Below are 18,800 nucleotides of genomic sequence, written 5' to 3'. Positions count from 1 at the left end.
GGCTGTCTCTTATACACAAGTCCCCACCCGGGGATTTGTGATGTCTGTCAGTCTGCTTTAGGGGGGACTCTTTCCATCCGGTACTTTCCTTCCTCCCCGGTAGCCATTTTTTGAACTTTTTCTTCACCCGTTGATCTTCTCTTATATTTCATTTTCTTCGTGTCTGTTATGGTACTTTCTGATTGTTATTCATGGGCTAACGAGCAGTTTGGACATGCCCGTCTCGGTGATCCGCGTCGTACACGACGCCTTGTGTCACTGGCCTCTTCTCTCGCTCAGCATGCAGGTCTTTCTATTGTGAAATCATCCCAGTCCACTGCTCAGGTTGAAGGTGCGTACCGCCTAATACGTAACCCGTCTGTGTCCCCGCAAGCCATTGCCGAAGCCGGATTTACCGCCACTGTAAGGGCATGTGAGGCTCGTCCGCTGCTCCTCGCACTGGAAGACACCACCACCATTAACTTCAGCCACAGTACGGCATCTGATGACCTGGGGAATACCACCACTAACCCGAAGACGCGCGGGCTGCTGGCTCACTCTGTCCTGATGTACGCCCCCGACAGCGCCCTGCCAGTCGGTCTTATCGAACAGCAGCGCTGGAGTCGGGTCACGGACACCTACGGTGTTAAGCACCAGCGAAAAGAACGTCCCTATGAAGAAAAAGAAAGTTACCGCTGGCAGCAGGCTTCGGAGCGTATGGCCGAACGGCTGGGGGAGATACAGAAACGGGTAATCACTGTCTGTGACCGGGAAGCGGATATCTGGCATTACCTGCATTATAAAGTCAGCCACGGACAGCGCTTCGTGGTGCGTGCTGCACAGAATCGCCGGCTGGAAGAAGCACCCGGCAAGCTCTTCGAACTGCCGGAAGTCCTGGCAACAGCGGGAAGCCACACGCTGAATGTGATGCAAAAAGGCGGGCGGGCAGCCCGCCAGGCCCGGATGTTCATCAGTTACAGCGAAGTCAGCATAAAAAATCCCGACAACAGCGGCCAGGCGCTCCCGCTCACGTATGTCTGTTGCCGGGAGCAGACAGAGGACGGTGCCTGCTGGCATCTGCTGACGTCAGAAAAAGTGGCGAGTGCCGCCGATGCGCGACGTATCGTCAGCCATTACGAGCGACGCTGGCTGATAGAGGAATACCACAAGGCGTGGAAAAGTGGTGGTACATGTGTGGAATCGCTGCGAATGCAGACCCGGGATAACCTTGAGCGCATGGTGGTTATCAAGGCGTTTATCGCGGTACGGGTGCTGGGCCTGCGGCAGGGAGGTATCAGTGAAGAAACACAAAATGACAGCTGTGAGAAAATACTGACGCCGACAGAGTGGAAACTGCTGTGGGTTAAGCTGGAAGGAAAACCGCTTCCGTCACAGACGCCGACACTGAAATGGGCCTGTCTGAAACTGGCGAAACTGGGGCGATGGCATGACAGCAAACGCACAGGCCGCCCCGGTTGGGTAGTTATGTGGGATGGCTGGTTCAGACTTCAGGATATGGTTGAGGGTTACCTGGTGATGAAGTCTCTTGATCAGGAGATCTGATCAAGAGACAGCCGGGAGGAGAGGGTTAGTAACGCTTAGTATTGCGTAGGGGCAGGAACTGCCGAAGATGGATTCACCTGGGTCGGTGAAGTGGATGGTACGGTAGTTGTTGCGCCACCACTGGCCTGGACAGGCACGGCGGTTTGTTGAACCGGCACTAATGTCAGGTCGGCTTTGGTTCCCCCCTGATTGACAACCGGCTGGACGGTATCGGTAATAAACACCAATTTGTCGTTCACAGTAATCGCCGCACTTAACAGAATACGCGCGTTCGGCTGAACGTCTGCCGGGTTAAATGGCAGAACAAAGCTGAATGGCGACTGTTTACCTTCGGTACGCACCGCTTTTTGCGCCAGTACTTTAGACGGTGCATCGGCTAACGACGCGTCAGAAAGTGTCACGGTCAGCACAGCATCGGGAGGCAGTGCGACTTTCTGACGGATCCAGACCGTACCGGAGACATTAGGTTGCTGTATAGCAGGTTGTTGTGTCGCCGCAATAGAGGTATTTGCAGCAGGTGCAGGCGTCTGGATATCCGCGCTTTTATCAGCGCAAGCCGCCAACGCAATCGCAACCGCTAAACCACTGGCCATGTGCACGAGTTTCATTCACTTCTCCTTATTATCAATGCACCAGCGGGCTAACTTTCCTCGCCGGAAGAGTGGTTAACAAAATTGTAACGTCAATAAGTGTGGCACAAATCACGTATTTACGCCTGCATTTAGCCCGTAATTCAGACCATTGCACCCATCGGACCAGTGACAAAATTGCGTTATACTCAACTCACTTTGGCTTGCTGCGGCAGCGTTGTTACTGGAGAGTTAATATGAGTCAGGCCTTAAAAAATTTACTGACATTGTTGAATCTGGAAAAAATTGAGGAAGGACTCTTTCGCGGCCAGAGTGAAGATTTAGGTTTACGCCAGGTGTTTGGCGGCCAGGTCGTGGGTCAGGCCCTGTATGCTGCAAAAGAGACTGTACCCGAAGAGCGTCTGGTGCATTCGTTCCACAGCTACTTTCTTCGCCCTGGTGATAGCAAGAAGCCGATTATTTATGATGTCGAAACACTGCGCGACGGCAACAGTTTCAGCGCTCGCCGTGTAGCAGCAATTCAGAATGGCAAACCCATTTTTTATATGACAGCGTCTTTCCAGGCGCCAGAAGTTGGATTCGAACACCAAAAAGAGATGCCTCCGGCCCCGGCGCCTGACGGTTTGCCTTCGGAAACACAGATCGCCCAGTCGCTGGCGCACCTGCTGCCGCCAGTGCTGAAAGATAAATTCATCTGCGATCGTCCGCTGGAAGTCCGCCCGGTGGAGTTTCATAACCCACTGAAAGGTCACGTCGCCGCGCCGCATCGTCAGGTGTGGATCCGCGCGCATGGTAACGTGCCGGATGATCTGCGTGTTCATCAATATCTGCTGGGGTACGCTTCTGATCTTAACTTCCTTCCGGTCGCCTTACAGCCGCACGGCATCGGTTTTCTCGAACCAGGAATTCAGATAGCCACCATCGACCATTCGATGTGGTTCCATCGACCATTTAATTTAAACGAATGGCTACTGTATAGCGTAGAGAGCACATCAGCGTCCAGCGCCCGAGGATTTGTGCGCGGTGAGTTTTATACCCAGGACGGTGTGCTGGTTGCCTCAACCGTTCAGGAAGGGGTAATGCGTAATCATAATTAAAAAAAACAGCCGGAAGTGAAAACCGTCCGGCTGCCAGATTGCTGACAAAGTGCTCTTTGTTCATGCCGGATGCGGCGTAAATGCCTTATCCGGCCTACAAATCATTAATGTGATTTTTATTGTTGGCCAGATAAGCGCAGCGTATCAGGCGAATTTGCGTTTGATTACTGGTTACGCGTTATAGGCATTCTCGCCATGGCTGTTGACGTCCAGCCCTTCGCGCTCCTGCTCTTCTGGCACACGCAGACCAACCGTCAGATCCGCCAGTTTGTAGCCGATAAACGCCACCACACCAGACCAGACGATAGTAATGGCGATGCTTTCCAGCTGTACCAGCAACTGATGGCCCATCGTCACACCTTCAGCGAAGCCCACGCCACCCAGCGAGCTGGCGGCAAAAATTCCGGTCATGATACAGCCAACAATACCGCAAACGCCGTGTACCCCAAAGACATCGCAGGGATCATCGACCCGCAACAGACGTTTGAGCATAGTAACGCCCCACAAGCCCGCCAGACCGGCGACTACGCCGATAATCAACGCGCCGCCAACGCCAATGTAGCCGCAGGCAGGCGTCACGCCGACCAGCCCAGCAATCGCACCAGAACACGCGCCCAGCAAAGAAGGCTTGCCGCGCAGCGCCCATTCACCGAAGATCCAGCCAAGTATTGCCGCCGCCGTTGCCACCACGGTATTCACAAATGCCAGCGCCGCTATTTCATTCGCCGTACCTGCTGAACCGGCGTTAAAGCCAAACCAGCCGATATAGAGAATGGCAGTCCCGATAAAGACCATCGGCAGATTGTGCGGTTTAAACGCCTCTTTGCCGAAGCCCACGCGTTTGCCAACCAGATACGCGCCAACCAGCCCCGCGATTGCGGCGTTAATGTGCACCACCGTGCCACCGGCGAAATCCAGCGCACCGTGAGAAGCCAGCAAGCCGCCGCCCCACACCATATGTGCAATTGGAATGTAGGAGAGCGTCAGCCACACCACCACGAAGATCAGCACAGCTGAGAAGCGGATCCGTTCCGCCAGCGCTCCGACTATCAAGCCAACGGTAATGCAGGCAAATGATCCCTGAAACGCCACGTGGATGTACTGATAAATGCTGCCCGTTACTGCGGTCAGTTCGATATTTTTCAGCATCAACCAGTTAATATTGCCGAAAAAGTTGTTGCCTTCGCCAAACGCCAGCGAGTAGCCGTAAACAACCCAGAGAATACAGACCAGCGCAAAGGTTACGGTCACCTGCGTCAGCATCGACAGCACGTTTTTACCGCGAATCAAACCGCCGTAAAACAGGGCAATCCCCGGAATGGTCATAAACAGCACCAGTGCAGTACAAATCATCATAAACGCATTGTCGGCTTTATCGGCCACCGCAGGTGCAGCCATTACCAGTCCCGGCAGCATCGCCAGTGAAGCAAACCCAGTTTTTATCGTCGCTATCTTCATTTTTCGTTCCTGTTGCTGTGTGCCAGAGATTACAGCGCCGCTTCGTCGGCTTCGCCGGTACGAATACGAATGACGCGTTGCAATTCAGCGACAAAGATTTTGCCATCGCCAATTTTTCCGGTGTAAGCCGCCTTACTGACGATATCGATCACTTCATCAAGTTGATCATCAGCAATCGCTACATCAATTTTTACTTTTGGCAGGAAATTGACGCTGTATTCCGCGCCACGGTACAGCTCGGCATGGCCCTTCTGACGCCCGAAACCTTTCACTTCGGTGACGGTCAGGCCCTGAATACCAATGGAAGATAGCGCTTCACGAACGTCTTCCAGCTTGAATGGTTTAATTATCACGGTCACCAGCTTCATAGATCCCCTCCGGTCAGAATTCGGTAATGGTTCTGCTACACGAAGAAGGTATTGCAAGCGGTGTGCCAGAAATGAAAAACGAGAAAAAGAGCAGGAAGTTAAGAAGATTGAAAATGAAAACGCACTATGACAGTGCACAGTGCGTTACATTTTTGCACCAATGATGAAATATTGCGCTATTCAGGCGCTCAATGATTCATCTTCACGCACGCTGGCTGCCAGTTCTTCGCCAGCAAGTTGCAGTTGATACATCTGCCAGTAGCGCCCCTGGGCGGCCAGCAGTTGCTGGTGAGTACCCTGTTCCACGGCCTGACCACGATGAAGCACCAGAATGGTGTCAGCATCAACAATGGTCGATAAGCGGTGAGCAATCACCACAAGCGTTGTTTGTTCACGCACCGCCGCAAGGGCGCGTTGAATCGCCTGTTCAGTACCGGAATCAATACTGGCGGTTGCTTCATCAAGGATCAGTATTTGTGGTGTTTCCACCAGCACGCGTGCCAGCGCCAGCAGTTGCTTTTGCCCGACCGAGAGATTATTCCCCTGCTCGCCAAGCGGCGTGTAAATACCGTTGCTCATGCTACGCGCGAGTTCTGCCAGTTGTACCGTTTCCAGGGCCTGCCAGACGCGCTCTTCGGAGATATCACGCCCCAGCGTCACATTGGCAAGGAAAGTATCTGCCAGCACTACCGGATCTTGCTGCACCATCGCCACGCCCTGACGCAACGCGCTATGACTGAGCGAACTTAACGGGCGTCCATCGAGACGAATCTCGCCTTCTGTCAGTGGGTAATAGCCCATCAGTAAACTTGCGAGGGTACTTTTGCCGCTACCAGTATGCCCCACCAATGCCACAAAGCTGCGCGAAGGAACGGCAAGATTAATATTTTTCAGCACCAGATTGTCATCGCGATAAGCAAATGACACGTTATCGACTTCAATGGTGCCGCTCTGTAACGAGCGATCATCATTGCCATAATGCTGGCGCGGTCCGTCCATCAGTTCAAACACTCGCTCGCCAGCAACAACAGCCTGTTGCAACATCGCCTGCTGCGTGGTCAGTTCGATTAAGGGTTCGTTAAGTCGCCCCAAATAACTGATAAACGCATACAGCACGCCCACTTCAATGGTGCCGCTGGCGGAGAAGCCAAACAGCATCAACAAGCCACAAAGAATGAGAGATGAAAACAGACTAAGCAGTGGTCGGAGTAAAAAGCCGTCCAGCCGTAGCGTTTGCATTCGCGCCATATAGTGAGAACGACTGGCTTCGCCCATACGTTCGCCAAATCGCGCCTGCTGGCGGAACTGCTGGATGACGCTCATGCCGTTAATAACTTCGTTAAAGCCGTCGTTGATATCCGCCAGATAGGCGCGTACACGGCGGACAATTGGCGTACTGTAACGCTGGTATATCACCATCACCACCAGCACAACCGGGAATATCATTATCGCTACCAGCGCCATTCGCCAGTCTAGGCTGAACATCGCTACCAGCATCGCCCCTACCAGTGCGGCACTACGCAAAACGGTCGCGACCACGGTAACGTAGAGATCGCGGATCACTTCAGTATCATTGGTAACGCGGGAAATGACCTGCCCAACGGGCTGAGTATCAAACTCACTCAACGGCTGGCGCAGTGCGGCATCCATCACATCGGTGCGCAACTGTTGTACAACGCCTACTGCCGCCCGGTTAAACAACAGCGACTGCGCGTAATGCAGCCCGGCGGCAAACAGTTGCAGCCCGACATATGCCGCCGCCAGCCCGACAACCATTTTCAGCGGCAGATTATTTTTCGCCACCATATTGTCGATAAAGTAACTGACGAGCAGCGGGCAGCTCACTTCTGCCGCCGCTGCCGCCCACATCATCAACACTGCGATTCCCAGCGGTTTACGCCACGGAGAACCGTAAGCTAACAGGCGCTTCAGAGTCGGCCAGAGTTGGCTAAAACTACGCATCAACAGCCTCCTCGTGATTTTCCGGGGCATCGTTGAGCGCCGCTTCCAGTTGTTGATAACGATACATATCCCGGTACCAGCCGCTTTGCTGCGCCAGCATGTCATGATCGCCACGCTGGGCAATATGCCCATGCTGCATCACAATAATTTCACTCGCTTCGGTCAGGGCAGAAAGGCGATGGGCGCTGATAATCACCGTTCTCCCCTGCCCCCACTGGCGCAGGTTATGTAGAATCTGGTGTTCTGTGCGGCCATCTACCGCCGATAAAGCATCGTCAAGAATGAGGATTTCCGCATTCACCAGTAATGCCCTGGCAATGGAAATTCGCTGCTTTTGTCCACCGGAAAGCATCACGCCGCGCTCGCCCACTTCCGTGTCGTAACCTTGCGGCAGACGCAAAATATCGTCATGTACGCTGGCTAACCGCGCTACGTGTTCAATCTCTTGCTGGGTGGCATTCGGGCAACCCAGTGCAATGTTATTAGCAACCGTGTCGGAAAAGAGGAACGGCGTCTGGCTGACTACCGCCAGACGGCTTCGCCAACTATCGAGTTGCAACTGCGTCAAAGGAATATCATGAAAACAGATATCGCCCTCGGTGACATCAAAATGACGTTGAATTAATGACAGCACAGTACTTTTGCCGGAACCGGTCGGCCCGCAAATTCCCAGCATCTGACCAGGTTCCAGCGCAAAACTGACGTTCTCGAGCGCAGGATGATGAGTTTGAGGATACGTAAACTGGCGAATATTCACATCCAGCTCACCACGACCTTCTGGCACCTTATCTTTACCATCAATAACGACTGGCGCTTCAGCCAGCATGGTACGAATTCGGCTATACGCCGCGCTGCCGCGCTCTACGATGTTAAACATCCACGCCAGCGCTAACATCGGCCAAATCATCAGACCAAGGTACATCATAAAACTGGTGAGCTGGCCCAACGTTAAACTTCCCTGCACCACCATCCAGCTCCCCCCGCCGATCGCCAGTAAATTCGCCATGCCGATGGCGATATAAATGGTCGGGTCAAAACGGGCATCAATACGTGCCACACGCATGTTTTTCTTGCCGGTATCTTCGGCATCTGCGGCAAATAGCGCCGACTGGCGATCTTCCAGACCAAAGGCTTTGATCATGCGGATACTGGTAAGGCTCTCCTGGGTACGGTCGTTGAGACTGGAAAACGCCGCCTGCGCCAGCTTGAAGCGCTCATGCAAGGCATCACCGTTGCGCTTAATCATGATCGCCATTACTGGCATCGGCAACAGCGCTATTAACGTTAACTGCCAGCTAATCTGCGTTGACATCATGATCAGCACCGCGCAGCCCATCACCAGTGAATCCACCAGCGTCAGCACCCCTTCCCCAGCGGCAAACACGACCCGATCTACGTCATTTGTCGCACGAGCCATGAGATCGCCCGTGCGATGACGCAGGTAAAATTCTGGATGCTGGCGGCTTAACTGGCGGTAATAATCTTCGCGCAGTTCAACAGCCAGTTGATAAGACGCACCAAACAGCAGCACGCGCCAGACGTAGCGCAGGAGATAAACCACGACTGCAATCAGCACCATAGTGGCGATCCACATCAGGATCTGCCCGGTAGTAAAGTGTTGTTCCGTCACGCCATCGACAACAATACCGACCACTTTCGGCGGAACCAGTTGCAGCATCGCGATAATGACCAGCAAGGCGACAGCCCCGAGATAGCGGCGCCATTCCCGGCGGAAATACCAGCTTAGTTGAGCAAATAATCGCACGCGTTATGTCCTGACCTGATCCTGGATAATTATTCGATAGGTAACGAGGTGGTGTACTTAATCTGTTCCATCGCGAAGCTGGAAGTGACGTCCGAAAGCCCCGGCACACTGTTAACCAGACGCTTATAAAACTCATCGTAGCGCTTCATATCAGCAACCTGGACCCGCATCAGATAATCGTATTCACCGGCCATGCGCCAGAAACCGAGAACTTCCGGCATTTCCGTGACGACCGTAACAAAGCGGCAATACCATTCACTGCTGTGATGTTGCGTTTTAATCAGCACAAAAGCAGTCAGACCCAGGCCAATTTTTTCCGGATCCAGTAACGCGACTTTGCCGATAAGAATACCGTCATCTTCCAGCCGTTTCAGACGCTTCCAGCAAGGCGTGGTTGTCAGGTTAACGGCTTCTGCCAGTGCCTGCAAAGAGAGGGTGCAATCCTGCTGTAGTAAGGCCAGCAGCTTACGGTCAATTTTATCTAACATAGCCAATCCACAGAGAATTATTTTCTCTTTTTATTCTATTTTAAAGGCCAAATAGCGACAATTTATTCCGTGCGATTTCACAGAGAATGCACAAAATGACAAATTCGAGGCAAAAAAAACCGGGCAGTTGCCCGGTGCTGGAAGGGATCTCGTTATTCGGGGGAATAAGGTAGATGTGGATTGTCCAGCCAGTGCGTCAAATAGTGAGAGACAGCCTGATTACGGCAGTGCCCAATCACCGGTAAATGAGGGAGTTCCGCGCGCAATTGCGGCATCGCATTACCCATAATGAAGCCCTTACCGACGCTGCCTAACATTTCGCGATCATTCATCGCATCACCAAAGGCCATACAGTCACGCAGCGAAAAACCTAAATGTTGGGTCAGCACCGTCAACGCAGCACCTTTATTGCACCCCACCGGCAGCACTTCCAGGCAATCAGTCGCGGAAAAACACAAATGTACACGCTCACCTAAGGCTTCGTGTAACTGGATCTGCAAGCGCGCAAGATCGTCATGATCGCCACAGAAACAGATCTTGGTGACGCTGTCGAGTGGCATTTTTTTGACATCGATTATCTGATAACGAAAACCGCTATAGACAAATGCCTGCAACAACGTCGGGTTCTCTTTCCCGGTAAACCAACCATCGTCATTAAAAATATGCATGCTGGCCCGGGTATCCCATTGCTGGTGCAGCACCAACTCCGCCACATCCGCAGGTAAATCATCACGATGTAAAAGTTCGCCTTCCAGAGAGTGCACACGCGTACCGTTGCCGGTAATTAAATACGCATCCAGCGATAGCGCCCCGAGAATACGCTGCATCTCCAGGGCATGACGCCCCGTAGCAAATGTAAGGGTAATATCGCGTTCACGCAGGCGCGCCAGAGTAGAGAGCGTTTTCTCACCTAAATGATGGTCAGGCATCAATAAAGTGCCATCCATATCAAATGCTGCCAGACGAGCCATTTCTTTCTCCACTCTGTGACACGGTTAATGGTGATTGAGTATCACTTGATATATACGGAAGTAATAGTGAATAGATAAAAAATATTGTTCCGGGTTTATATGCGACTGCTTAATCGTCTTAACCAGTATCAACGTTTATGGCAACCTTCCGCCGGAGCACCACAATCCGTTACCGTCAGCGAACTGGCCGAACGCTGCTTTTGTAGCGAACGCCATGTACGCACATTGTTACGTCAGGCGCAGGAGGCGGGATGGCTGGAGTGGCAGGCGCAATCCGGACGCGGAAAACGCGGGCAACTGCGCTTTCTGGTGACGCCGGAATCCCTGCGCAATACGATGATGGAACAGGCGCTGGAAAGTGGAAAACAACAGGATGTGCTGGAACTCGCGCAGCTAGCGCCTGGCGAATTGCGTACCATGTTACAACCGTTTATGGGCGGGCAATGGCAAAACGATACCCCGACATTGCGTATTCCTTATTATCGCCCGCTCGAACCACTGCAACCGGGTTTTTTAGCCGGTCGTGCCGAACAGCATCTCGCCGGGCAAATTTTTTCCGGTCTGACCCGTTTCGACAATAACGCCCAGCGCCCAATTGGCGATTTAGCGCATCACTGGGAAACGTCTGCTGACGGGTTACGCTGGGATTTTTATCTTCGCTCAACGCTACACTGGCATAACGGCGATGCAGTAAAAGCAACACACTTACACCAGCGGTTGTTGATGCTGTTACAACTACCAGCACTGGCTCAATTATTTATTAGTGTGGAGCGTATTGAAGTCACCCATCCACAGTGTCTGACCTTCTTTTTACATCGCCCCGATTACTGGCTTGCGCACAGACTGGCGAGCTATTGCAGTCATCTGGCACATCCGCAATTCCCACTAATCGGCACTGGTCCTTTTCGCTTAACACAATTCACAGCGGAACTGGTGCGCCTGGAAAGCCATGATTATTACCATTTACGTCATCCTCTGCTTAAAGCGGTTGAGTACTGGATAACTCCGCCGCTTTTTGAAAAAGATTTGGGTACCAGTTGTCGGCATCCTGTCCAAATCACCATCGGCAAACCAGAGGAATTGCCACGGGTCAGTCAGGTCAGTAGCGGCATCAGTTTAGGTTTTTGCTATTTAACATTGCGCAAAAGCCCCCGACTGACTCTCTGGCAGGCGCGAAAAGTGATCACCATTATTCATCAATCCGGCTTACTACAAATGTTAGAAGTCGGAGAAAACCTGATCACCGCCAGTCATGCATTGCTGCCAGGCTGGACCATCCCACAATGGGAAGTACCGGAGGAAGTCAAACTACCTGAAACGCTGACGCTGGTTTATCACCTACCAGTGGAACTTCATGCCATGGCTGAACAGCTACGAACGATGCTGGCAGCAGAAAGTTGCGAGCTAAAGATTATTTTTCATAACGCGAAAAACTGGGACGGTGCCACGCCACTGGAGCAAGCAGACCTCATGATGGGCGACAGGTTAATTGGCGAAGCGCCGGAATATACCCTTGAACAGTGGCTGCGCTGCGATCCGCTGTGGCCACATGTTTTTACTGCCAGTACATACGCACATCTGCAATCGACGCTGGATACCGTGCAAGTAATGCCTGATGAGGAAAACCGATTTAATGCCCTGAAAACGGTATTTAGCCAGTTAATGGCAGACGCAACGCTGACGCCGCTGTTCAACTATCACTATCGCATTAGCGCTCCGCCAGGCGTGAACGGTGTGCGACTGACGCCGCGCGGCTGGTTTGAATTTACCGAGGCCTGGCTACCCGCGCCGTCGCAATGAAGAGCTGGTCCGGGTTAACCGCAGGGGTTACCATAACGTTTTATCGATTTAGCAGGATGATTTATGAAACGTGCTGTCGTTGTATTCAGTGGGGGCCAGGACTCTACAACCTGCCTGGTGCAGGCATTGCAACAATATGATGAAGTCCATTGCGTGACGTTCGATTACGGTCAGCGCCATCGCGCAGAGATCGACGTCGCGCGCGCTCTGGCGCTGAAACTGGGCGCGCGCGCGCATAAGGTGCTGGATGTCACCCTGCTTAACGAGCTGGCAGTCAGCAGTCTGACGCGAGACAGCATTCCAGTGCCAGATTATGAACCTGAAGCTGATGGCATCCCGAATACGTTTGTCCCTGGGCGTAATATTTTGTTCCTGACGCTCGCGGCGATTTACGCATATCAGGTGAAAGCCGAAGCAGTGATTACCGGCGTCTGCGAAACGGACTTCTCCGGTTACCCGGATTGCCGCGATGAATTTGTGAAAGCACTAAACCATGCCGTCAGTTTGGGCATGGCGAAAGATATTCGTTTTGAAACGCCGCTGATGTGGATCGATAAAGCGGAAACCTGGGCACTGGCCGATTATTACGGCAAGCTGGATTTAGTCCGTAACGAAACGCTGACCTGCTATAACGGCATTAAAGGTGACGGTTGCGGTCAATGTGCGGCGTGTAATTTACGCGCCAACGGTTTGAATCATTATCTGGCCGATAAACCAGCGGTGATGGCGGCGATGAAGCAGAAGACCGGGTTGAAATAATTATTCGGGGTGTTGCCGGATGCGGCATGAGCATCCGGCATAACAAAACTTTTACTTAACCATCTGCTCCAGCTTTTCGCGCAGCTCCCCTTCCAGCGCTAAAGCCTTCTGCGTTTTGAGATCAATACAAACAAACGTAATGAGCGCATCTGCAACTACCTGCCCTTCCGGCTCAAGAGTGATGACCTGACTTAAAATGCCGCTCTTTCCATTTAATTGCTGCAACTGACTGGTGATAGTTAACAGGTCGCTTAATACTGCCGGACGGCGATAGTTAATATTGATATTCACCACCACGAAAGCGATGTTATGGGCGGTCATCCACTGAAAACTATCGCTGTTTTCCAGCCCATCCCAGCGGGCTTCTTCGAGAAACTCAAGGTAGCGGGCGTTGTTAACGTGCTGGTAAACATCGAGATGATATCCACGAACTTTAATTTGTGTTTGCATAGCGCAATAACCTTACGTTGTTGTTATAAGTACAGAGGCCATAACTGGTATGACCTCTTCAGTCTGGCAAAAAATTGCCACTATGCAAATTAATTACAGGGTTATTACCGCCAGATTACGTTCCACCAGCGAATTGCCCATCCCCGGCACCTGTTTTAAATCCTCCACTGTTTTAAACGGGCCGTACTCTTCCCGATAACTGACAATCGCCTGCGCTTTCTTCAGGCCAACGCCATTCATCGCGCGGGCTAACTCTTCCGCGCTGGCATTATTGATGCTGACTCTGGTGCCTTCTTCGTCGCTGGCTTTCGCCGGTAGTGCCGCTTTGCTTTGTGCTGCAGGTACTTCCGCTTTGGTTTCTACCGCCGCAGGTTTCGCTGCAGGAGACGCCGCCAGCGCGCTATGAGACATTCCGGCACAGGTCAGGGACAGGGTAATGAGCAGTACTTTGATTCCGTGTTTCATACTGTTTTCTCCTTGTTTGTTAACAGTGGAATCACCTTAACGGCTGTGAAAACAGTAAACAAATGGCAATGTTCAGAAATGGAAAAGGCCGCGAAAGCGACCTTTTCTTGTTACAGCTGCAAAGCATTTTTTTGCGAGGCGGCTTCAGGATTATTGCTGTTCCAGCGCATCGCCAATTTTGATTTTCGCCTCTTTACGCAGGTTACTCATCAGAGCTTCAAAGACGATTTGTGCGTTGTTTTGGGTAATACCCTGCACCATCGCTTTTTTCTGCTCTTCCGGCATTGAACCTTGTTTCACTTCGTCCAGCGCCAGCAGAACGACATTGCCCTGCATATCGGTCGCCATACCGTAGCTCGGTTTGTCTTTCGCTGGCAGAGGCAGTGCAAATGCCGCCAGGCTAATCGGGTCACGTCCAGAACGGCTTAAGGTTTTCTGCTCGCCAAATTTTAGACCGGCAGCCTGCATAGCTTCTGCACCTTTGCCCGCTTTCAAATCGACCAGCAGTTTTTCAGCATCCACTTTCGCTTGCTGTTCAGCTTTGTTGTGCTGAACCATCGCTTTAACCTGTTCCTGAACATCTGCCAGCGGTTTAACCGCTTCCGGTTTATGCTCGCTGATACGCAGAACGAATGCACGATCGCCGTCTACGGTGATGATGTCAGAGTTGATGCCCGGCGCGCCGTTTTCACCAATCAGACCGCCGTTAAAGATAGCGTCCGCAACCGGTTTGAAGTTTAACTCTTCCGGCAGCTTATCTTTGCTGAACCAGCCAGTCTGAGTAGCTTTAACGCCCGCAGCCTGCTCTGCACCTGCCAGAGATTCAGTGTCGTTGCTTGCTGCATCGCTTATTTTCTGTTGCAGCGCGTAGTATGCATCCAGCGCTTTTTCGTGTTTCACTTTCGCTGCGATATCGTCACGCACTTCGTCTAACGACTTCACTTTTGCTGGCTGAATGTCATCCAGACGGACGATCAGGAAACCTACCGAGGATTTGATCACGCCAGAAAGCTGGCCTTTTTCTTTCAGACCGGCATTTTTCAGTTCGTCTGGGGTGGTGGAGTCTTCTAACCAACCCATATCACCGCCGTTACGAGCAGAGATAATATCGGCAGATTTTTCTTTTGCTAACGCAGCAAAATCACCGCCTTTGTTCAGCGCATCAAGTACGGCTTTCGCTTCATCTTCAGTTTTGGTCTGGATGATGCTGTAGCGCGTGCGCTGCGGCTGGGTGAACTGATCCTGATGCTGATCATAGTAACTCTGGATATCCGCATCGCTAACCGGTTGCTGCATCGTGGCGGCATCCAGCTTGATGTAGCTCACGCGGAACTGCTCCGGAGTCATGAAATTGTTTTTGTTTTGCTCGTAGTAGCTGGCGATTTCTGGTTCGGTCACAGCTTGTTTAGCCGCCAGCGCATTAACGTCGATAGTCGCTTCACGCACTACACGTTGTTGAGCGACCAGCGCAGCCAGTTCGTCAGTTTCACCTTTCAACATAAAGTCGGTGCCGGCAACGCCAGCAATCAGCTGTTGGGTGGTGAGCTGGTTACGCAGCGCCTGCGCGTACTGATCGGCACTCATTCCCATTCGGTTAAGGATATCGTTGTAGCGGCTGTTATCGAACTTGCCGTCAACCTGGAAAGCCGGGGTCGCGAAAATCGCCTGCTTAACCTGCTCATCGCTGATACCCAGTTTCAGCTCACGAGCGTACTGGTCCAGCAGAGCCTCGTCGATCAGACGATTCAGCACCTGTTGACGCAGGGTTTTCATATAGCCTTCGTTCGCCGCCAGCTCGGAGTATTGATCGCCCAGCTGTTGCTGCATGCGATTACGCTCGCTGTTGAAGGCGTTCTCAAACTGCCCACGGCTAATTTCCTGGTCATTCACTTTTGCGGCGTAGTTATTGCCTCCGCCAATCAGGTAACCACTCACGCCGGTCAATATGAACGACACGATAATGATACCGAAAATAATCTTGAGCACGAGACTGTTTGCAGCCGTGCGTAAGCTGTCCATCATGGTGTAACAACACTCCGCTGTAGATGACTGTATACCTCACGCAACTTATCGCTGCGCGCAAAGGCCTATTGTGACAAGAAACGGGGGCAATTGTCAGCCCACAATGCGCAGAAAGTCACGGAATACAAATAAAAAAGGCACATCAGTAGATGCGCCCTTGAACTTCGTCACATCCCCAATGGGGACAACACTTAGTTTACCGCGTCTTTCAGTGCTTTACCTGCACGGAAGCTCGGGACTTTAGCTGCAGCGATGGTGATCTCTTTACCGGTCTGCGGGTTGCGACCAGTACGGGCAGCACGCTCTTTAACGGCAAAAGTACCAAAACCTACCAGTGCTACATCATCCCCTTCTTTCAGGGATTCAGTTACGGAAGCAATAATAGCATCTAACGCACGGCCAGCCGCAGCTTTAGAGATATCAGCCCCTGCAGCAATCTTGTCAATCAATTGAGATTTATTCACTCTTCTCTTCCTCTTTATAATTTATCTCGCACTTGAATCCTTCAAGGTGCGAACGCGCAGCAGTTATATCAGGCCAGCCATCCCCTTACAACACCCCTTAATAAGGGCAAGCCTAATCCGCCCTCTAACTTAACGAGACAAAAAAAGGCTGGCAAGTCCGAATTTACCTGCCAGCCCTTTTTTTATTAGTGCATTTTGCGCGAGGTCACTATTTTGCGGTTACAACCTGCATGCCAGACGGTTCATTTTGCAACGCGAGAGTCAGAACTTCCTCAATGCGTTTCACCGGATGGATGTCCAGATCGGCAATCACGTTGTCTGGAATCTCTTCCAGATCGCGTTTATTTTCGTAAGGAATTAACACAGTTTTAATTCCACCACGATGCGCCGCCAGCAGTTTTTCTTTCAAACCGCCGATTGGTAACACTTGACCACGCAAGGTTATCTCGCCCGTCATCGCCACATCGGCGCGAACCGGGTTACCGGTCAGGCAAGAAACCAGCGCAGTGCACATGGCAATACCGGCGCTCGGACCATCTTTCGGCGTCGCACCTTCCGGTACGTGCACGTGGATGTCGCGTTTTTCGTAAAAATCTGGATTGATCCCCAGTTTTTCCGCACGCGCACGAACCACCGTTAACGCCGCCTGAATGGACTCTTGCATCACTTCGCCCAGCGAACCGGTATAAGTGAGTTTACCTTTGCCAGGTACACATGCAGTTTCGATGGTCAGCAAGTCGCCGCCGACTTCTGTCCACGCCAGACCCGTTACCTGACCGACGCGGTTTTCGTTATCCGCACGACCATAGTCGAAACGCTGTACGCCAAGGTAGTCATGCAGGTTATCGCCGTTAATTTCGATATGTTTTAATGACTTATCGAGAAGTAACTGCTTAACCGCTTTACGGCACAGTTTGGAGATTTCACGCTCCAGACCACGCACGCCAGCCTCACGGGTGTAGTAACGAATAATGCCGATAATGGCGCTATCGTCGACGGTCAGCTCACCTTTTTTCAGCGCATTACGTTCAATCTGCTTCGGCAGCAGGTGACGTTTGGCGATGTTCAGTTTTTCATCTTCGGTGTAACCGGAGAGACGAATCACTTCCATACGATCCAGCAGCGGCGCCGGAATATTCATGGAGTTCGATGTCGCGACAAACATCACGTCGCTCAGGTCGTAATCCACTTCCAGGTAATGGTCGCTGAACGCCACGTTCTGCTCGGGATCCAACACTTCAAGCAGAGCGGAAGCCGGATCGCCACGCATGTCAGAAGACATTTTGTCGATTTCATCGAGCAGGAACAGCGGGTTTTTAACGCCCACTTTCGCCATTTTCTGGATCAATTTACCCGGCATTGAACCGATGTAAGTACGACGGTGGCCGCGGATTTCCGCTTCGTCACGCACGCCGCCCAGCGCCATACGAACATATTTACGTCCGGTAGCTTTGGCGATGGACTGACCCAGGGACGTTTTACCTACCCCCGGCGGCCCTACCAGGCAGAGGATCGGCCCCTTGATTTTGTTTACACGGCTTTGAACCGCAAGATACTCAAGGATGCGATCTTTCACGCGCTCCAGACCATAATGGTCGGTATCGAGGATCTCTTGCGCCTGACGCAGGTCTTTTTTGACCTTGCTACGCGCATTCCACGGCACCTGCACCATCCAGTCGATATAACCACGCACCACGGTTGCTTCAGCCGACATTGGAGACATCATTTTCAGCTTCTGCAATTCTGCTTCTGCTTTTTCTTTTGCCTCTTTTGGCATTTTCGCCGCATCGATTTTACGCTTCAGGGCTTCGTTTTCGTCCGGCGCGTCGTCCATTTCGCCGAGTTCTTTCTGAATGGCTTTCATTTGCTCGTTCAGATAGTACTCACGCTGGGATTTCTCCATCTGCTTTTTCACGCGGTTACGAATACGTTTCTCAACCTGCAGCAGATCGATTTCCGATTCCATCATCGCCATCAGATATTCCAGACGCTCGTTAACGTCGGACATCTCAAGAACGGACTGTTTGTCAGCCAGTTTCAGCGGCATATGCGCGGCAATGGTGTCTGCCAGACGCGCAGGATCGTCGATGCTGTTAAGCGACGTCAGCACTTCTGGTGGGATTTTCTTATTCAGCTTGATGTAGCCTTCGAACTGGCTGATTGCAGTACGCACCAGCACTTCCTGTTCCCGCTCCTCAATGGTCGGCGATTCCAGATACTCCGCCTTCGCAGAAAAGTGTTCGCCATTGTCAGAGAGCGCAGAAATACGCGCGCGCTGTAACCCCTCGACCAGCACTTTGACAGTGCCGTCAGGCAGCTTCAGCATCTGCAATATAGAGGCCACGGTCCCGACGGTGAAAAGATCGTTTACACCCGGCTCATCCGTTGAAGCTTCTTTCTGCGCGACCAGCATAATTTTTTTATCATGGTCCATCGCCGCTTCCAGACAACGGATAGATTTTTCCCGCCCGACAAATAAGGGGATGACCATGTGCGGATAAACCACCACATCGCGCAGCGGCAATACGGGGATTTCAATGCGTTCAGAACGCTCAGGATTCATAGAGCTCTCTCTTAGTTTAATTTCCGCCAGGTAATC

Annotated in this window: 16 protein-coding genes; 4 read left to right on the top strand and 12 right to left on the bottom strand. The window is 52.0% G+C overall.

All coding sequences use genetic code 11. The annotated features are described in order from the left end of the window. Positions 1-168 precede the first annotated feature (168 nt). Entirely contained in the window at positions 169-1,542 is a 1,374-nt protein-coding gene (locus tag A9180_RS06375; RefSeq protein WP_064527171.1) for an IS4-like element ISEc13 family transposase, read from the top strand. A gap of 35 nt (positions 1,543-1,577) precedes the next feature. On the opposite strand, the gene A9180_RS06370 is transcribed toward A9180_RS06375, so the two are convergent. Further along, positions 1,578-2,150, bottom strand: coding sequence for a YbaY family lipoprotein (locus tag A9180_RS06370; RefSeq protein ID WP_064527169.1), 573 nt, complete (start codon positions 2,148-2,150; stop codon positions 1,578-1,580). 218 nt (positions 2,151-2,368) lie between these two features. Here A9180_RS06370 and tesB point away from each other — a divergent pair, with 218 nt between their 5' ends. Continuing rightward, complete coding sequence (gene tesB, locus A9180_RS06365) at positions 2,369-3,229, top strand: acyl-CoA thioesterase II (protein ID WP_064527167.1); 861 nt, start codon at positions 2,369-2,371, stop codon at positions 3,227-3,229. Between the two features lie 171 nt (positions 3,230-3,400). Here the strand turns inward: tesB and amtB are convergent, their stop codons facing one another. The 6 genes from amtB to cof all read right to left on the bottom strand — a co-directional run bounded on the left by amtB (position 3,401) and on the right by cof (position 10,241). Continuing rightward, a complete protein-coding gene (amtB, locus tag A9180_RS06360; RefSeq protein WP_064527166.1) occupies positions 3,401-4,687 on the bottom strand; it encodes an ammonium transporter AmtB in 1,287 nt (428 codons plus the stop codon). Between the two features lie 29 nt (positions 4,688-4,716). Then, on the bottom strand, positions 4,717-5,055 hold the full coding sequence (glnK, locus tag A9180_RS06355; protein WP_000780338.1) for a P-II family nitrogen regulator: 339 nt from the start codon (positions 5,053-5,055) through the stop codon (positions 4,717-4,719). A gap of 180 nt (positions 5,056-5,235) precedes the next feature. Beyond that, the gene (locus tag A9180_RS06350; RefSeq protein ID WP_064527163.1) at positions 5,236-7,017 is read right to left on the bottom strand and encodes a SmdB family multidrug efflux ABC transporter permease/ATP-binding protein; all 1,782 of its coding nucleotides are present in this window, start codon (positions 7,015-7,017) and stop codon (positions 5,236-5,238) included. Further along, positions 7,010-8,782, bottom strand: coding sequence for a SmdA family multidrug ABC transporter permease/ATP-binding protein (locus tag A9180_RS06345; protein WP_064527162.1), 1,773 nt, complete (start codon positions 8,780-8,782; stop codon positions 7,010-7,012). Before A9180_RS06345 ends, A9180_RS06350 begins: the two co-directional genes overlap by 8 nt. A 29-nt stretch (positions 8,783-8,811) precedes the next feature. Then, on the bottom strand, positions 8,812-9,270 hold the full coding sequence (gene decR / locus A9180_RS06340) for a DNA-binding transcriptional regulator DecR (RefSeq protein WP_000884589.1): 459 nt from the start codon (positions 9,268-9,270) through the stop codon (positions 8,812-8,814). Between the two features lie 152 nt (positions 9,271-9,422). Further along, positions 9,423-10,241, bottom strand: a complete 819-nt coding sequence (cof, locus tag A9180_RS06335; RefSeq protein ID WP_064527160.1) for an HMP-PP phosphatase — start codon at positions 10,239-10,241, stop codon at positions 9,423-9,425. Between the two features lie 99 nt (positions 10,242-10,340). Between cof and A9180_RS06330 the strand changes: the two genes are divergently transcribed. Both A9180_RS06330 and queC read left to right on the top strand, forming a co-directional pair. After that, positions 10,341-12,041: an SgrR family transcriptional regulator gene (locus A9180_RS06330; RefSeq protein ID WP_064527158.1), complete on the top strand. Its 1,701-nt coding sequence runs from the start codon at positions 10,341-10,343 to the stop codon at positions 12,039-12,041. Positions 12,042-12,104: 63 nt separating this feature from the next. After that, positions 12,105-12,800, top strand: coding sequence for a 7-cyano-7-deazaguanine synthase QueC (queC, locus tag A9180_RS06325; protein ID WP_064527156.1), 696 nt, complete (start codon positions 12,105-12,107; stop codon positions 12,798-12,800). A gap of 51 nt (positions 12,801-12,851) precedes the next feature. Here queC and fadM read toward each other — a convergent pair whose 3' ends face one another. The 5 genes from fadM to lon all read right to left on the bottom strand — a co-directional run bounded on the left by fadM (position 12,852) and on the right by lon (position 18,764). Beyond that, complete coding sequence (gene fadM / locus A9180_RS06320) at positions 12,852-13,250, bottom strand: long-chain acyl-CoA thioesterase FadM (protein WP_001194534.1); 399 nt, start codon at positions 13,248-13,250, stop codon at positions 12,852-12,854. 93 nt (positions 13,251-13,343) lie between these two features. Then, a complete protein-coding gene (locus A9180_RS06315) occupies positions 13,344-13,715 on the bottom strand; it encodes a helix-hairpin-helix domain-containing protein (RefSeq protein WP_064527155.1) in 372 nt (123 codons plus the stop codon). Between the two features lie 150 nt (positions 13,716-13,865). Then, complete coding sequence (gene ppiD, locus A9180_RS06310) at positions 13,866-15,737, bottom strand: peptidylprolyl isomerase (RefSeq protein ID WP_064527153.1); 1,872 nt, start codon at positions 15,735-15,737, stop codon at positions 13,866-13,868. A gap of 191 nt (positions 15,738-15,928) precedes the next feature. Further along, positions 15,929-16,219, bottom strand: coding sequence for a nucleoid-associated protein HU-beta (hupB, locus tag A9180_RS06305; RefSeq protein ID WP_254892905.1), 291 nt, complete (start codon positions 16,217-16,219; stop codon positions 15,929-15,931). A 190-nt stretch (positions 16,220-16,409) separates the two neighbouring features. Further along, on the bottom strand, positions 16,410-18,764 hold the full coding sequence (lon, locus tag A9180_RS06300) for an endopeptidase La (protein ID WP_064527151.1): 2,355 nt from the start codon (positions 18,762-18,764) through the stop codon (positions 16,410-16,412). Between the last annotated feature and the right edge of the window lie 36 nt (positions 18,765-18,800).

It is taken from the genome of Escherichia sp. B1147 (genome assembly GCF_001660175.1).
In the GTDB taxonomy this organism is placed as follows: domain Bacteria; phylum Pseudomonadota; class Gammaproteobacteria; order Enterobacterales; family Enterobacteriaceae; genus Escherichia; species Escherichia whittamii.
This window is presented reverse-complemented; position numbering and strand designations above follow the sequence as displayed.

Bases quoted from the DNA above. Each gene is read 5' to 3' on its own strand.
- amtB (WP_064527166.1), bottom strand. From the start codon at position 4,687: ATGAAGATAGCGACGATAAAAACTGGGTTTGCTTCACTGGCGATGCTG.
- fadM (WP_001194534.1), bottom strand. From the start codon at position 13,250: ATGCAAACACAAATTAAAGTTCGTGGATATCATCTCGATGTTTACCAG.
- cof (WP_064527160.1), bottom strand. From the start codon at position 10,241: ATGGCTCGTCTGGCAGCATTTGATATGGATGGCACTTTATTGATGCCT.
- ppiD (WP_064527153.1), bottom strand. From the start codon at position 15,737: ATGATGGACAGCTTACGCACGGCTGCAAACAGTCTCGTGCTCAAGATT.
- A9180_RS06330 (WP_064527158.1), top strand. From the start codon at position 10,341: ATGCGACTGCTTAATCGTCTTAACCAGTATCAACGTTTATGGCAACCT.
- decR (WP_000884589.1), bottom strand. From the start codon at position 9,270: ATGTTAGATAAAATTGACCGTAAGCTGCTGGCCTTACTACAGCAGGAT.
- A9180_RS06375 (WP_064527171.1), top strand. From the start codon at position 169: ATGGTACTTTCTGATTGTTATTCATGGGCTAACGAGCAGTTTGGACAT.
- A9180_RS06315 (WP_064527155.1), bottom strand. From the start codon at position 13,715: ATGAAACACGGAATCAAAGTACTGCTCATTACCCTGTCCCTGACCTGT.
- A9180_RS06350 (WP_064527163.1), bottom strand. From the start codon at position 7,017: ATGCGTAGTTTTAGCCAACTCTGGCCGACTCTGAAGCGCCTGTTAGCT.
- queC (WP_064527156.1), top strand. From the start codon at position 12,105: ATGAAACGTGCTGTCGTTGTATTCAGTGGGGGCCAGGACTCTACAACC.
- tesB (WP_064527167.1), top strand. From the start codon at position 2,369: ATGAGTCAGGCCTTAAAAAATTTACTGACATTGTTGAATCTGGAAAAA.
- glnK (WP_000780338.1), bottom strand. From the start codon at position 5,055: ATGAAGCTGGTGACCGTGATAATTAAACCATTCAAGCTGGAAGACGTT.
- lon (WP_064527151.1), bottom strand. From the start codon at position 18,764: ATGAATCCTGAGCGTTCTGAACGCATTGAAATCCCCGTATTGCCGCTG.
- A9180_RS06370 (WP_064527169.1), bottom strand. From the start codon at position 2,150: ATGAAACTCGTGCACATGGCCAGTGGTTTAGCGGTTGCGATTGCGTTG.